At 69.1% G+C, this 14013-nt stretch carries 10 protein-coding genes; 6 read left to right on the top strand and 4 right to left on the bottom strand.

The window, feature by feature from the left end:
• Positions 1-13 precede the first annotated feature (13 nt).
• A complete protein-coding gene (locus BMZ83_RS01570) occupies positions 14-982 on the top strand; it encodes a TIGR03557 family F420-dependent LLM class oxidoreductase (protein ID WP_074874916.1) in 969 nt (322 codons plus the stop codon).
• Positions 983-996: 14 nt separating this feature from the next.
• Here BMZ83_RS01570 and BMZ83_RS01565 read toward each other — a convergent pair whose 3' ends face one another.
• Entirely contained in the window at positions 997-1323 is a 327-nt protein-coding gene (locus BMZ83_RS01565; protein WP_074874914.1) for a hypothetical protein, read from the bottom strand.
• The gene (locus BMZ83_RS01560; protein WP_074874912.1) at positions 1316-2128 is read right to left on the bottom strand and encodes a ParA family protein; all 813 of its coding nucleotides are present in this window, start codon (positions 2126-2128) and stop codon (positions 1316-1318) included. The genes BMZ83_RS01565 and BMZ83_RS01560 overlap by 8 nt, the downstream gene beginning before the upstream one ends.
• Positions 2129-2513: 385 nt before the next feature.
• Here BMZ83_RS01560 and BMZ83_RS01555 point away from each other — a divergent pair, with 385 nt between their 5' ends.
• Positions 2514-3845 (top strand): sodium:calcium antiporter, encoded by a 1332-nt coding sequence (locus tag BMZ83_RS01555; protein ID WP_074874911.1) that lies wholly within the window; start codon positions 2514-2516, stop codon positions 3843-3845.
• A 212-nt stretch (positions 3846-4057) separates the two neighbouring features.
• Positions 4058-6118, top strand: coding sequence for a S9 family peptidase (locus BMZ83_RS01550; RefSeq protein ID WP_074874909.1), 2061 nt, complete (start codon positions 4058-4060; stop codon positions 6116-6118).
• Between the two features lie 46 nt (positions 6119-6164).
• Here the strand turns inward: BMZ83_RS01550 and BMZ83_RS01545 are convergent, their stop codons facing one another.
• Positions 6165-7088, bottom strand: coding sequence for an alpha/beta hydrolase (locus BMZ83_RS01545; protein WP_074874907.1), 924 nt, complete (start codon positions 7086-7088; stop codon positions 6165-6167).
• Between the two features lie 76 nt (positions 7089-7164).
• On the opposite strand from BMZ83_RS01545, the gene BMZ83_RS01540 reads away from it, so the two are divergent.
• Both BMZ83_RS01540 and katG read left to right on the top strand, forming a co-directional pair.
• Entirely contained in the window at positions 7165-7410 is a 246-nt protein-coding gene (locus tag BMZ83_RS01540; RefSeq protein ID WP_074874905.1) for a DUF7120 family protein, read from the top strand.
• Positions 7411-8154: 744 nt separating this feature from the next.
• Entirely contained in the window at positions 8155-10314 is a 2160-nt protein-coding gene (gene katG, locus BMZ83_RS01535) for a catalase/peroxidase HPI (protein ID WP_074874903.1), read from the top strand.
• 434 nt (positions 10315-10748) lie between these two features.
• Here the strand turns inward: katG and BMZ83_RS01530 are convergent, their stop codons facing one another.
• Positions 10749-13121: an ATP-dependent DNA helicase gene (locus BMZ83_RS01530; RefSeq protein ID WP_074874901.1), complete on the bottom strand. Its 2373-nt coding sequence runs from the start codon at positions 13119-13121 to the stop codon at positions 10749-10751.
• A 256-nt stretch (positions 13122-13377) separates the two neighbouring features.
• Between BMZ83_RS01530 and BMZ83_RS01525 the strand changes: the two genes are divergently transcribed.
• Positions 13378-13953 carry a DUF2391 domain-containing protein gene (locus BMZ83_RS01525; protein WP_074874899.1) on the top strand — a complete coding sequence of 192 codons (576 nt, stop codon included), beginning with the start codon at positions 13378-13380 and terminating at the stop codon, positions 13951-13953.
• The last annotated feature ends 60 nt before the right edge of the window (positions 13954-14013 follow it).

Here is a 14013-nt window from a genome sequence, read left to right as displayed (position 1 = left end):
CCCGAGTCGCCGTATGAACATCGGCGTATTCGCGGCTCACGAGCAGTACGGTCCGACCGAACTGCTCGATCACGCCACCCGAGCCGAAGCGGCCGGCTTCGACACCGTCTGGACCAGCGACCACTTCCACCCGTGGTGGCACACCGACGCCCACTGCGGCGCCGCGTGGCCGTGGCTGGGCGCCGCGCTCGAACGCACCGACGAGGTGCGCATGGGCACCGGCGTCACGCCCGCGATCGGCCGCTACCACCCCGGACTGATCGCCCAGACGTTCGCGACGCTGGCGACGATGGCGCCCGGCCGAGTCCACCTCACGCTCGCGACCGGCGAAGCGATGAACGAGCGCCCCCTGGGGTACGACTGGCCGGACTACCCCGAGCGCAACCGCCGGATGCGGGACGCCTGCGAGATCATCACCCGCCTCTGGGACGGCGAACGGCTCAGCTACGACGGCCACCACTGGTCGGCCGACGACGCCAAACTGTACACGCTCCCCGAGGAACGCCCGCGGCTGTTCGTCGCCGCCAACGGGCCAAAGAGCGCCAGGGTCGCCGGCGAGTACGCCGACGGCCTCCTCACGCTGGTCGACCCCGAGACGTATCGGGAGAAGCTCGTTCCCGCCATCGAGGCCGGCGCCGAGGAGGCCGGCCGCGACCCCGACGACATCGACCGCATCCGGCAGTTCAGTGTCTCCTACGCCGACGACCCCGGGGCGGCGCTCGACGCCGTCGAGTTCTGGACCGGGTCGATGGCGGTCGACTTCTCCGAGGACGTGTACGACCCCCGGGAGGTCGAGCGCCGCGGCAAGCAGGTTCCGAAAGCGGACTGGGACGACTGGGGGCTGATCACCGACGACCCGGCGGAGGTTCGGGAGGTCGTCGACGAACACCGCGAGGCGGGGTTCGACGAGATCGAGTTCCTCTCGACCAGCCCGGATCAGGCGCGGTTCATCGACGACGTGAGCGAGGAGCTCGAGCTCTGAACGGATCGGGAAACTCAGTCGTCGCGCTCGTCGAGGATCTGCTCGACGACCTCGTCGGCGTGGTCGGCGAGCACCTGTACTGCGGCGTCGTGGAACTCCCGGCCGGTCACGTCCCGGATGTCGTGTTCGCGTCGCAGCAGCATCTCGACCTCGAACTCCGCGTCCTCCAGCGTCTCGAGGGTCTCCGGTCGCACGTAGATGCTCTTGGCGGTGGTCGCGTCGAACTCGAAGGCGGGGCCGTTACCGTCCTCGGCCTCGGTGGTGTCGGTCGGTTCCTCGGCGTCGTCGTCGGCGCCCTCGTCGGCGTCCGAGAGGCCGGCGAATCGGTTGTCGTCAGGCATCGTTCTCCACGATCTCGGCGAGTCGGTCGAGTCTGTCGAGCATGTCGTTGTCCGGGTCGTACTCCCGGAGCGTCCGGCCGTCCCGCCACGCGCGACTGAACGCGATGCGGTGGCGGATCCCCGGCCCCGGGGAGTCGGGGTCGTCGAACTCGTCGGACCGGCAGAACTCGGGGAGGTGCTCCTCGAACGGCGAGTCCTCCAGGTCCTCGATGATGCGTCGCTCCTCGTTGTTGCCCGAGAGGTCGTTGGGCACGACCGCGAGCAGTTCCAGGTCCACCTCGTTCCGGATGGGGACGACCTGCTGGTCCCACATGCGCTCGAACCCGCTGACGCTGGGCTCGCTCATCAGTAGCGGGACGATCACGCTGCCGGTCCCGATCAGCGCCGCGTCCGAGAGCGGCCCCAGACTCGGCGGCGAGTCGACGACGATGTAGTCGTAGGCGTCGCCGAGCAGCTGGTCGACGATCCGGCGGCGGACCCACAGCATCCCGAACGTGGAGTTCCGGATGCGGTCCTCGATCTCGTCGAGGTCCACGTGGGCGGGCAGCACGTCGAACCCGTCGCGCTCGACGACGGTCTCGGCGGCGTCGACGGGGTCGTCGTCGGTGAGCACGTCGCCGACGTGGGGGCTGTCGCGCTCGTAGGCGTCCTTCAGGCCGACGCCCTCCGTAGCGTTGCCCTGCTGATCGAGGTCGACGAGCAACACGTCGTGACCCCGGGCCGCGAGCGCGTCCACGAGGTTGATCGCGATGGTGGTCTTGCCGACGCCGCCTTTCTGGAGCGAGACGCTGACCGCGCGTCCCATCAGGCTGCCACCCCACAACGTGGAGTCCGACCGGACGGAGTGCCCCGACGCGTCCCCGTTTGCACGACTGCAGCCTCCGGAAGCATACGTTCGACCGTCCGGCGGCGCCCACTTAAGATTTCTCACGATGCCTGAACCGTCGATACACCGAAGGAAGTTCGAAATTTCCAGAATGTTCAGTCACGCCCCACTACCCACCCGTCCCCGTTCGTTTCGCCCCGTACCCCCCGAACCTCGCGGACAGACTGCCGCTCCCGTGAGTTTCGGGGAGCGAGCGGGATCAGCCCCGAATCGGCGGCTGAGGCGCTCAGAACCCGTGGAAACCCCGGCGTCGTCGCTATCCTGTGGTTTTTACCGACCCCGGTGCTCGCTCAGTCCAACCGGAATGAACACGAGAAAGCTCGGAGCGCTCTGCGTCGCAGCAGTACTGACGCTCCCGTGGTTGGGCGGATGGCTGACCGGGATGGCCGACGGGCTCACGGCGGGGCCGACCGTCGCCGTCGCCGGGATCGGGATCCTCGGAGCGTCGTTCCTGCTGACTTGGGGCGCCGAAACCGCGGAGAAGGACGTCCCGCGGGCGTTCGCCATCGCCGTGCTCGCGGTGTTGGCGGTGGCGCCGGAGTACGCCGTCGACGCGCTGTACGCGTGGCAGGCGGGCGTCCAGGCCGGCACGCCCGCCGGCATCGAAGCCGGCAACCTCGCCGTCGCGAACATGACCGGGGCGAACCGCATCCTGATCGGGATCGGCTGGGCCGGGATCGCGCTGTTCACCGTCTACCGCGCCGGAGCGAGCCGGGACACGGCGGTGAAGGACCGGCGCGGGTTCCTGAAGAACGCCGTCTCGCTCGATCGGGACATCAGCCTCGAGATCTCGTTCCTGCTGGCCGCGACGGTGTGGGCCTTCCTCGTCCCCCTCGGCGCCGGCATCGACGTCTTCGATATGGCCGTCCTCGTGGGGCTGTACGTCCTCTACATCGGCGTCGTCCTCCGGGGCGAGCCCGAGGAGGACGTCGAACACGTCGGCGTCCCGGCGATGCTGGGGCGGATCCCCAACCCGTTCCGGGCGCTGACGGTGATCGCGCTGTTCCTGTTCTCCGGGCTGATCATCTTCACCGCCGTCGAGCCGTTCGCTCACAGCCTCGAGCTGCTGGGCGAGGACATCGGCGTCCCCTCCTTCTTCATGATCCAGTGGATCGCGCCGCTGGCCTCCGAGTCGCCGGAGCTCATCGTCGTCGTCGTGCTGGTGCGGAAGGCGCGCTCGACGGCGGGGTTCAACGCCCTCATCTCCTCGAAGCTGAACCAGTGGACCCTGCTGATCGGGACGCTGGTGATCGTCCACTCGATCGCGCTCGGGGAGTACGGCGCGCTGGCGTTCGACGCCAAGCAGGCCGCCGAGATCTGGATCACCGCCGCCCAGTCGCTGTTCGCCATCGCGTTGGTCATCAACTTCGAGATCGACGTCCGCGAGGCGCTCGTCCTGCTGGTGCTGTTCCTCTCGCAGGTGGTCCTCGAGTTCCTCGCGCTCCGGGAGGTCGTCCACCTGCCGGTCACGGAGATCGAACTGCTCCACCTGTTCACGGCGACGTACGTCGTCCTCGCGCTCGGCCTGTTCGCCACCCGCCGTGGGGAACTCGTCCAACTCGTACGCGACACGCGCCGGATCATCAGGAGCGCCGTCCACGGCAACCCCGAGGAGCACCCCTTTACCGACGACTGATCGTCACGGCGACCGTCTGCCGTGACGGACGACTGATCTGTCCGGCCCCGGTCGGCCGGACAGGACGACTGCTCGTCTCCTCCCCGAGAACGAACCTCCCGTTCGCGAGCCGGACCTAGTCCGGCGACTGCAACGGGGTGCCGGGACGGACGACCGACCGACAGAACGGCCGCGGGGCGTACGTTTTTCATCACTCGGTTCACATCCCGTGCGTGGACGAACTCACCCCCGAGCGGTTCTACGACTTCTCGATCGCGTCCGGTGCCGCCGTCTCCCCCGACGGGGAGCGTGTGGCGTTCCTGGTCAGCGAGTTCGACGCCGAGGAGGACGACCGCCACACGTCGCTGTTCGTCGCACCGACCGACGGCTCCGCCGAACCCTACCGACTCACCCGCGCCTCCAGCGCGTCCAGCCCGCAGTGGTCGCCCGACGGCGACCGACTGGCGTTCGTCGCGGCCCGCGAGACCGACGCCGGCCTCGCCGTGGAGAACGGCTCCGAGATCGAGGCGGAAGACGACGACGAGGAGAACGGCGAGCCGGTCGGCGACGGCCCGAAGCCGCAGGTCTGGTCGTTCGACATGGCCCGCGGCGGCGACGCACGCCAACTCACCGACCGCGACTACGGCGTCGCCGAGTTCGACTGGGCGCCGGACGGCGAACGCATCGTGATCTCGGCCCGGGACCCGACGGAGGCGGACGAGGAGTACCTCCGCCAGCGCGAGGACGACGGGCCCATCGAGATCGACCGCCTCCAGCACAAGGGCGACGGCGCGGGCTGGCTCGACGAGGTGTCGAGCTACCTGTTCGTCGTCGACGCCGAGAGCCGCGAGACGGTCCGCCTCGATGGGGCCGTCGACGACGCGGAGAAGGGCGACCGCCGCGGCCTCCAGCCGGCGTGGTCGCCCGACGGCGACCGCATCGCCTTCGTCGCCCAGCACGAGGAGGATCCCGACGACACGCACGTTCGCAACGTCTACACGATCCGCCCGGACGGCACGGGCTACGAGCAGGTCACCGACGCCGGCCTGCGCGTCGCCGCGCCCGAGTGGTCGCCCGACGGCAGCCGTATCGCCGTCGGCGGCGGCGAACCCTACAACTGGTACAAGCCGACCGAGGCGTACGTCCTCGACGTGGAAAGCGGCGAGTTCGACTCGGTCTCCGGCTCGCTCGACCGCACGATCGCGTTCGGCGGCAACCCCCAGTGGCTCGACGACGACACGCTCGTGGGGCTGTTCGGCGACGAGGGCAACACCCGGATGGTGCGTCTCGACGCTCACAGCGACGACCCCGAGCGCGTGTTCGTCGCGCAGGGGCGCAGCAGGTCCGTCTCCGGCCTGTCAGTCAGCGACGGCGGCGAGACGCTCGCGTTCCGGATGGACGACCCCGAGGACGGCGCCGACGTCTACGCGATGGGTCGTGAAGGCCTGGAGGCGGAGAAGGGTACCGAGGCCGACGAGGCGGGACTCGCACAGGTCAGCGAGGTCAACGCCGACCTCGTCGACGAGCCCCACGACTGTGTCCGGGTGTCCTGGGAGAACTCCGACGGCGTCACGATCCACGGGCTCGCGTACCTCCCGCCGGAGTTCGACCCCGAGGACCCCGAGCCGCACCCGGTAGTCTCCTCGGTCCACGGCGGGCCGATGTCCTACGACTCGCCGGCGTTCGGCTTCGACCAGCTGTTCTGGACGAGCAAGGGGTACATCGTACTGCGGACCAACTACCGCGGCTCGACCTCCTACGGCCAGGAGTTCGCCGAGCGCCTCCGGGGCACTCGCGGCGACAAGGAGGTCGACGACGTGAAAACCGGCGTCGAACACCTCGTCGAGGAGGGCTGGGCCGACGAGGACCGACTCTACCTCACCGGCTTCTCCTACGGCGGCATCACCACCGCCGCGGCGGTCACCAAGACCGACATCTTCGCCGGCGCCGCCGCAGAGCACGGCATCTACGACTTCTACGCCACGTTCGGCACCGACGACAACCACCTCTGGCACGAGGACGAGTTCGGGCTGCCGTGGGAGAACGTCGACACCTACCGCGAGATCTCGTCGATCACCGACGTGGATCAGGTGGACACGCCGCTCCTGATCACCGCGGGCGAGGAGGACTGGCGCTGCCCGCCGACGCAGGCCGAACAGCTGTTCGTCTCCGTCCGGAAACAGGGCGTCGACTCGCGGCTGGTGATCTACCCGGGCGAGCACCACAACATCGGCGATCCCGACCGCGCGATCCACCGGCTCGAGGAGTTGGCGACCTGGTTCGAGGACCACTGACGGGGTCGGCTTTTCCGAACCCGACGACGAGAACGTGTCCGGCCGGCTACCGCAACGCCGCCCCGAGATCCCGCCCGATCCCGGCGGCCACGTCCTCGGCGGCGTCGATGGCCATCGTCGCGAACCCGTGGACCTGTGCCGGGTAGTTCTCGTAGCGCACGTCGACGCCGTCGGCGAGTAGCTGTTCGGCGTAGTTCTTTCCCCCATCCCGGAGCGGATCGAACCCGGCAGTGATCACCGTCGCGGGCGCGACCCCCGAGAGGTCGCCCGCGTTGCTCGGGTCCGCGTAGGGGTTCCGTCGGTGGATCTCGTTCTCGATGTAACAGTCCTCGAAGAACCGGAGGTCGGCCCGGTCGAGCACGATGCCCGCGTTCCGCCGGACCGATTCATGGCGCTGTTCGACGCCGGTCGCGGGGTAGATCAGCGCCTGGTGGGCGAGGTCCGGGCCGTCGCGTTCGGCGGCCATCAGGGCGACGACCGCCGCGAGCGTCCCGCCCGCGCTGTCGCCCGCGACCGCGAGCCCGTCGGCGCCGCCGAGACGATCGGGGTTCGCGGCCGCCCACTCCGTCGCGGCGTAGCAGTCCTCGACGGCGGCGGGGAACGGGTGTTCGGGGGCGAGCCGGTAGGCGACGGAGAGCACCGCACAGCCGCTCTCGCGGGTCAGCCGCCGGCAGAGCACGTCGTGGGTCTCGAGCCCGCCGAGCACGTAGCCGCCGCCGTGGAAGAACACCACCGTGGGCACGTCGCCAGCGTCCGGCGGCCGGTAGCGTCGCGCGCGAACATCGCCGGCCGGCCCGGGGATCCGCAGATCGGTTACGGATCCGACGGCGGGTCGGTTCCGGGTCCCGTACCGACTCACGAGCCGTGCGACCGGCCGGAGGAGCTTGAGCCCGACCCGACTGTGCGGGAGTGAGAGCCGTCGACGCTCGAGGGCGGCCTCCGCCTGCGGGTCGATCGCGTCCGCTTGCACGGACCGGGGTTGGGAGCGACGGTGCATATACCCACCGAGCGCAAAGTTCACACCGCTCCAGCATGGAGGGGGAGACATGGCGCAGATCGAGGTCGACCTCCCCGACCGTATTACCGGCGAACTCAACCGTCTCGTGGAGTCCGGCGAGTTCCTCAACCGTGAGCGGGCCGTCGAGGACCTGCTCCAGCGCGGCGTCTCGGCGTACGACATCGAGGAGGAACCCACCGAGGAGATGGACAGCGACCTGTTCACCCAGACGGTCGAGGACCAGCAGGACCCCGCGATGCAGGAGGGGGGGAACGAGGACGAACCGACGTTCTGACGCGGCGACCTGTCACCCCTCCCGCGACCGTCCCGGCGACACCGAGCGGGTAGTCACTGCACACGTTTTCGCGACCGTGTCGAACGGGTCTCACGCAACCCACAGCGCTCGGCCCTAAGAAGCAAGTAAGGAAGATCCGCCCACTGTCGCGTGGGCGTCCCGAACCGTTGCGATGTGGGGTGGGGGGAGATGCCGGAATGCGTCGGCGTCACGGTCGGGAGTCTTCCTTACTGCACTGAGGAGGTAGTGGGTGCCGAACATTAAATGGTGGCTATATTGACGGGGGCGGGAAGTCGGAAAAGAATCCGCTGAGCCGCGTTCGTGATCCGCCGCCGTCGCTCGAGCGAATCGGCCGATACGGTCACCCCGTCGCCGACGCGACGGTAGGCCCCTCCACGGTCGTGGCGTTGGCGGTCCCGCGATCGCGTGAGGACTGGCCGTCGACGCCGACTGCTCCGTCGTGCTTCGGCGCTGATCCGTTCCCGTTTTCGGCGGCAGTTCGTCGTCCAGCCACGTACCTCCCTTTCCTGCCGAGGACGGCCCAACCAATAACGGGCCCTCCGGTGCTGAGACTCGCACGCTCGGCGAGGACTCTCGCTGCCCTCACGAGAACGAGATTCGTTGTCGGGGCGGGGTTTCCTAACCCGCAGATTTTCTTTCCGAATCGAGTATTTTCGCGTTCACAGCCGAAGACCATTACCGAGTTGAACAACCTTAATACGCGGAGGGGGCATCTATTGTACGATGGCTAAGACCAACCAAGAGTGGTGGCCACAGCTACTGAACGTGGACATCCTCGACGACAACGCGCGGGACGTGAGCCCGTACGAGGAGGAGTTCGACTACGCGGAGGAGTTCCGGAAGCTCGACCTCGAGGAGGTGAAGTCGGACATCCGGGAGGTGATGATGGACTCGAAGGACTGGTGGCCGGCGGACTACGGGACCTACGGGCCGCTGTTCATCCGGATGGCGTGGCACAGCGCCGGGACGTACCGGACGGCCGACGGTCGCGCCGGCGCCTCCGGCGGGCTCCAGCGCCTGCCGCCGGAGAGTAGCTGGCCGGACAACATCAACCTCGACAAGGCCCGCCGCCTGCTCCAGCCGGTCAAGCTGAAGTACGGCCGCAAGCTCTCGTGGGGCGACCTGATCGTCCTCGCCGGCAACGTCGCCCTGGAGACGATGGGCTTCGAGACCTTCGGGTTCGCCGGCGGCCGCGAGGACGAGTTCAAGTCCAACGAGGCCACCGTGTGGGGCCCCGAGGAGGAGTGGGAGGAGACCTCGCCCGAACGCTTCGAGGACGGCGAAGTTGGCAACCTGAAGGACCCGCTCGCGAACACCGTGATGGGGCTCATCTACGTCAACCCCGAGGGCCCGTACGGCGAGCCCGACGTCGAGGGCTCCGCGGCGAACATCCGGGAGGAGTTCACCCGCATGGCGATGAACGACGAGGAGACGGTCGCGCTCATCGCCGGCGGGCACACCTTCGGGAAGGTCCACGGCGCGGACAACCCCGAGGACCACCTCGGCCCCGAGCCCGAAGCCGCACCCATCGAGGACCAGGGGCTGGGTTGGGACCAGGACCTCGACGACATCGGCGGCATGATCACGAGCGGTATCGAGGGTCCCTGGACCGACTCGCCGATCGAGTGGGACATGGGCTACGTCGACAACCTGCTCGATCACGACTGGACCTCGGTCAAGGGGCCCGGCGGCGCGTGGCAGTGGAAGCCGGTCGACGCCGACAGCGTCGAGGACGCGCCGGGCGCACAGGACCCCTCAGAGTCCGAGGAGCCGATGATGCTGACGACCGACGTGGCGCTGAAGCACGACGACGACTACCGCGAGGTGCTCCAGCGCTTCCAGGAGAACCCCGACGAGTTCCAGGAGGCCTTCGCGCGAGCGTGGTACAAGCTCCTCCACCGCGACATGGGCCCGACCGAGCGGTACCTCGGTCCGGAGGTCCCGGACGAGACGATGGTCTGGCAGGACCCGATCCCGGACGCCGACTACGAGTTCGTCGGCGACGCGGAGATCGCCGAACTCAAGTCGGAGATCCTCGACTCGGAGCTCTCCCGCTCCCAGCTGGCCAAGACCGCGTGGGCGTCGGCGTCGACGTACCGCGACAGCGACAAGCGCGGCGGCGCCAACGGCGGCCGCGTCCGGCTCGAACCCCAGCGTAGCTGGGAGGTCAACGAGCCCGCGGAACTCGAGACGGTTCTCGAGACCCTCGAAGGCATCCAGGAGGAGTTCAACGGCTCGCGTGACGACGACGTTCGCGTCTCGCTCGCCGACCTGATCGTGCTGGGCGGCAACGCGGCCGTCGAACAGGCGGCCGCCGACGCCGGCTACGACGTGGAAGTGCCGTTCGAGCCGGGCCGAACCGACGCAACCGAGGAGCAGACCGACGCCGAGGCCTTCGAGCACCTCGAGCCGAAGGTCGACGCCTTCCGGAACTACCTCGGGAGCGGCGACTACGACGACATGTACGAGACGCCCGAGGAGCGGATGGCCGACAAGGCCGACCTGCTGAACCTGACGGTGCCCGAGATGACGGTGCTGGTCGGCGGCATGCGCGCACTCGGCGCGACCTACCAGGACACGGACCGCGGCGTCCTCACGGCGCAGCCGGGGACGCTCACCAACGACTTCTTCGCGAACCTGCTCGACATGGACTACGAGTGGGCGTCGATCGACGAGGACGACCGGGTCTTCGAGGTCCGCGACCGGGAGACCGGCGAGGTCGAGTGGGAGGCGACCCGTCTGGATCTCATCTTCGGCTCGAACGCGCGACTCCGGGCCACCGCGGACGTCTACGCGGCCGACGACGGCGAGGAGCAGTTCGTCGAGGACTTCGTCGACGCCTGGGCGAAGGTCATGCGGAACGACCGCTTCGACCTCGAATAGGCTCACGACCCGCCGAACCGACCCCGTCTTTTTCGAGACCGAACCCGTCGCGTCCAGCGAACAGGGTACGCTCCAAATATATCCGGGCCGGGGAACCAGGCGAACCTGGGCAAAACGGACGGGATCGAACGGGGCTGGCTGCCCCGCCCACCGGTGACGCTGGTCCCGCATCTCGTGTTCGTCGCGGGCAGCGTAGTGCTACTTGCCGGTCTCTCGCAGTTCCTGTTGCTGCTGGTCGCCGGCGGGCTCCGGTTATCGCGCTGCTCGCCCTCGTGGTCGTCGGCGCCCCGGGAGGGGACTCGTGTACGCCGGCTACCGGCTCCCCGGCGGGGATACCCCGAAGTACTACCCGTGGGCGGCGACGAGCGAGGAGCGCTGACGAGCGGCTCCCGTGGCCGCGGACGGGGAGTTCGAAGACGGAGGGACGCTCGCGGTCACCGATGCTGGTCCCAGAACCGGTCGACGCCGAGTTCCAGCATGTCCGACGAGACGGGCTGGAACTCCGCGCGCTCCGGTTCGGGGAGGTACTCCCGGACGGAGTTCCACGATTTCCGGGCGTAGCGGGCGTCGACGAGCGCACGGATCCCCACCTCCTCGGGCCCACGGATGACGCGGCCGATGGCCTGCCGGGCCTTGCGGACCGCGGGAACGGTCAGGGCCGTCTCGAACCCGTCCCCGAACTCGCGGTCGTACGCCGTCCGCACCGCCCGGGTACGGGGCGAGGCGGTGTTGATGATCGGGACGCCACAGACCACCGCGGCTGCGAGCCGGTCGCCCTGGTAGTCGACGCCCTCGGTCAGTGTACCGCGGATGCTCGTCACCAGCACCTTCGGCTCGCCCCGGAAGAACTCGGCTTTCAGCTCCTCGGTCACCTCGTCGGTCGAGGAGCTGTCGAGCAGCACCGGCTCGTCGAGCCGCCCCTCCAGTCGCTCGGCCATCCACTCCGCTTCGCCGTAGCTGGGCATCCCGACGAGGACGTTCCCCGGCGAGCGTGCGACCGCCGCGGCGGCGTCGACGTGCAGGCGCCGACACTCGGTGGCCTCGCCCGGTTCCCCACGGTTCCCGTAGGTGAACTTCGGCGCGTCGACGGCGAAGGACTCGCGGTTGTCCTCGGGGAACCCGAGACCGTAGCTCCGGGTCGTGACCGGCCGTCCCTCGCGTTCGAGGTGGTTCAATCCGGTCACCTCGCGGAACACGTCGAGCGGTTCCAGCGTCGCGGACATCAGCACGCCGCCGCCGAACTCGGCGAGGCGGTCGCCGATGGCCCGGCTGGGGACGCAGTTGTGCAGGGAGAGCCGCGCGTTGTACGCCCGTCGCCACGAGTCCGGGCGCTCGGTCTCGTCCCACGTTCGCTCCAACTCGATCTCCCGGAAGAAGGACTCGTGGTCCTCGCGGTACCACGCGTTCAGCACCCGCCCGACCGTCGTGACCGCTCGGGAGGCGTCCTCGTCCTCCAACTCGTTCAGGATCCTGGTGACGACGGCGCCGACCACCTCCGCACGCGACCAGACCGCCTCGCCGAACCCCGCACGCTCGGCCCAGTCCGTGATCTCGTCGGTCCCGGGCGTCTCCGGATCCCGGAGCGGGAGTTCGGCGCCGTCCAGTTCGTTCAGTTCGGCGCGCCAGCCCGGGCGCTCGCTGTCGAGGTGTGCCTTCACCCGGCGGTCCAGTTCCTCGCGGAGCGACTCGCAGAACTCCCGCACGTTCCGGAGCTCGTCCAGTTTCACGTCGCTCTCCTGGAGTTCGCCGCGGACGAGGTCGGCGTCGTCGGTACCCGTCGACGGCGTCGGTTCGTCGTCGAACTCGACCGCCTGGACGACGCGAGTCAGCTCCGAGACCGCGTCCCGGAGCGTCCGGTCGCCCACGCCGTCGCTGACGAGATCCCGCACCCGCGGTTCGAGCATGTGGGCCTCGTCACAGACCACGAACGTCGAGTCGTCGACGAGCGCGCCGGTGAACTGCCCGGAGGTGGTGGGGTCGAACGCGTGGTAGTAGTTCCCGATCACGACCTCCATGTGGCCGAGAACCGCGCCCATGATCGAGTGCGGGCAGCTGCCGTGACCCGCGGCGAGACTGACCAGTTCCTCGGTGTCGATCAACCCCCGATCGGTGAAGTCGAACGGGACGGCCTCCGCCGGATCGCCGTCCTCGGGCAGGTCGGCGAGGTACTGCGCGTAGAACGGGCAGTACTCCGTGCTCCCGGTTCCGGTGCCGTACTCCTCCGTGTCCGGGCGGTACGGGGTCGGTTCCCCGGCCGTCTCGAGGTAGTCGGCACCGCTGCTGCCCGAGTCGGCGATGCCAACCTGCTGGCTGCGGGCCCCACTCGCCAGCCCGTCCGCCGTCGTCGGGCCGCCGTCGCCGACGAGGTTCCGGGTACGTTCACGGAGTCCCTCACAGCGGTCGTAGACGTTCTCGTCGTCGACGCCGCCGCGGTTCTCGCGGGCGTAGGGGCACACGTCGGCCTTCCCGACGAGGGTGAGCCCCGAGACGGGATCGTGCTTCGCGGGCAGGTTCTCGTTGATCGTCCGGAGGTCGTCCTCGAACTGGCGCAGTTGCTGCTTGACGCTGGTCAACACGAGCACGCGCTCGAACCCCGACTCCGGATCGCGCACGCGATCCAGCCCCGCCGAGAGCGCGAGCATCGTCTTCCCCGTGCCGCAGGCCCCCTCCAGCGCGAGGAAGCCGTCGTTCTCGGCCGCCTCGACGGCCGCCTCGATGCCGTCGCGCTGCTCGGGGTAGGGTTCGGGGTGGCCGAACAGGTCGCGCCAACTCACTACCGACGACTGGGCGGCGGCCAGTTTAGGCATGTCGGACGTGGTCGCGCCTTCCCACTTGAGTGACCGGACGAACGTTGAAGAGGGATGCCGGGACCAGCGCCCACGTGCCCTGAGACCCGCCGCGTGGGAGACCAGCACGGAGTGCGAGAGGTCCCGCGCGACCCGACGCCTCCCCGCCAGCCAAACGCTTACCTTCGGCGCCGTCACGAACTCGCGTATGCCGAGCAACGCTGTCGGGACGAGTCGGGGCGTCCCGAACCGAGCCGCCACGTCGGGAGGTGACTGAATGGCCGTCGAGACCGAACCCGAGGACGAACCGGACGTCGACGACCTGCTCGACGAACTCGAAGCGTTGGAACTCGCCGTCGCGGACGGGGACGAGGAAACCCAGTCCCGCGTTCGCGACACCATCCGGATGGCCAGACGCATCGACGAGACGCCGCCCGTGTTCGGCCGGGTGATACGGGGGTTCGACCGCCACGACGCCGCCGAGGCGCTGGTCGGCAGCGTCGTGTTCGGGATCCCGATGGCGATCGAGGGCGGAACCCTGGAGGCCGGCGAGTATCTCGCGCTCCACCCGCTGTACTTCCTCGGGACCGTCCTGTCGGGGATCGGTATCGTCGTCGGCCTGCTCTACGTGGCCGAGATCCAGGACGTCCGCGTCGTGGACCCGCTTTTCGGCGTGATCCCCCGCCGACCGACGGGGCTGCTCACGATCGCTGCAGTCGCCGCGTTCGCGATGATGACCGGCTGGGGTCGCGTCGACTGGGCGGCGCCGTGGGTGGCGCTCTGCCAGACGGCGGTCTGTTTCGTCGGGATGGCGATCGGCGGCGCGCTCGGGGACATCCTCCCGGGGAGCTGAGCGAACCGTCCGATCCGCCCACGACGTGTCGTTCCCGCGGAACGATGGCCACGAAGCTTA

It is taken from the genome of Halolamina pelagica, from assembly GCF_900115675.1.
GTDB lineage: Archaea > Halobacteriota > Halobacteria > Halobacteriales > Haloferacaceae > Halolamina > Halolamina pelagica.
Note: the sequence above shows the minus strand (reverse complement) of the source record. Positions and strands in the feature narration are given on the sequence as shown.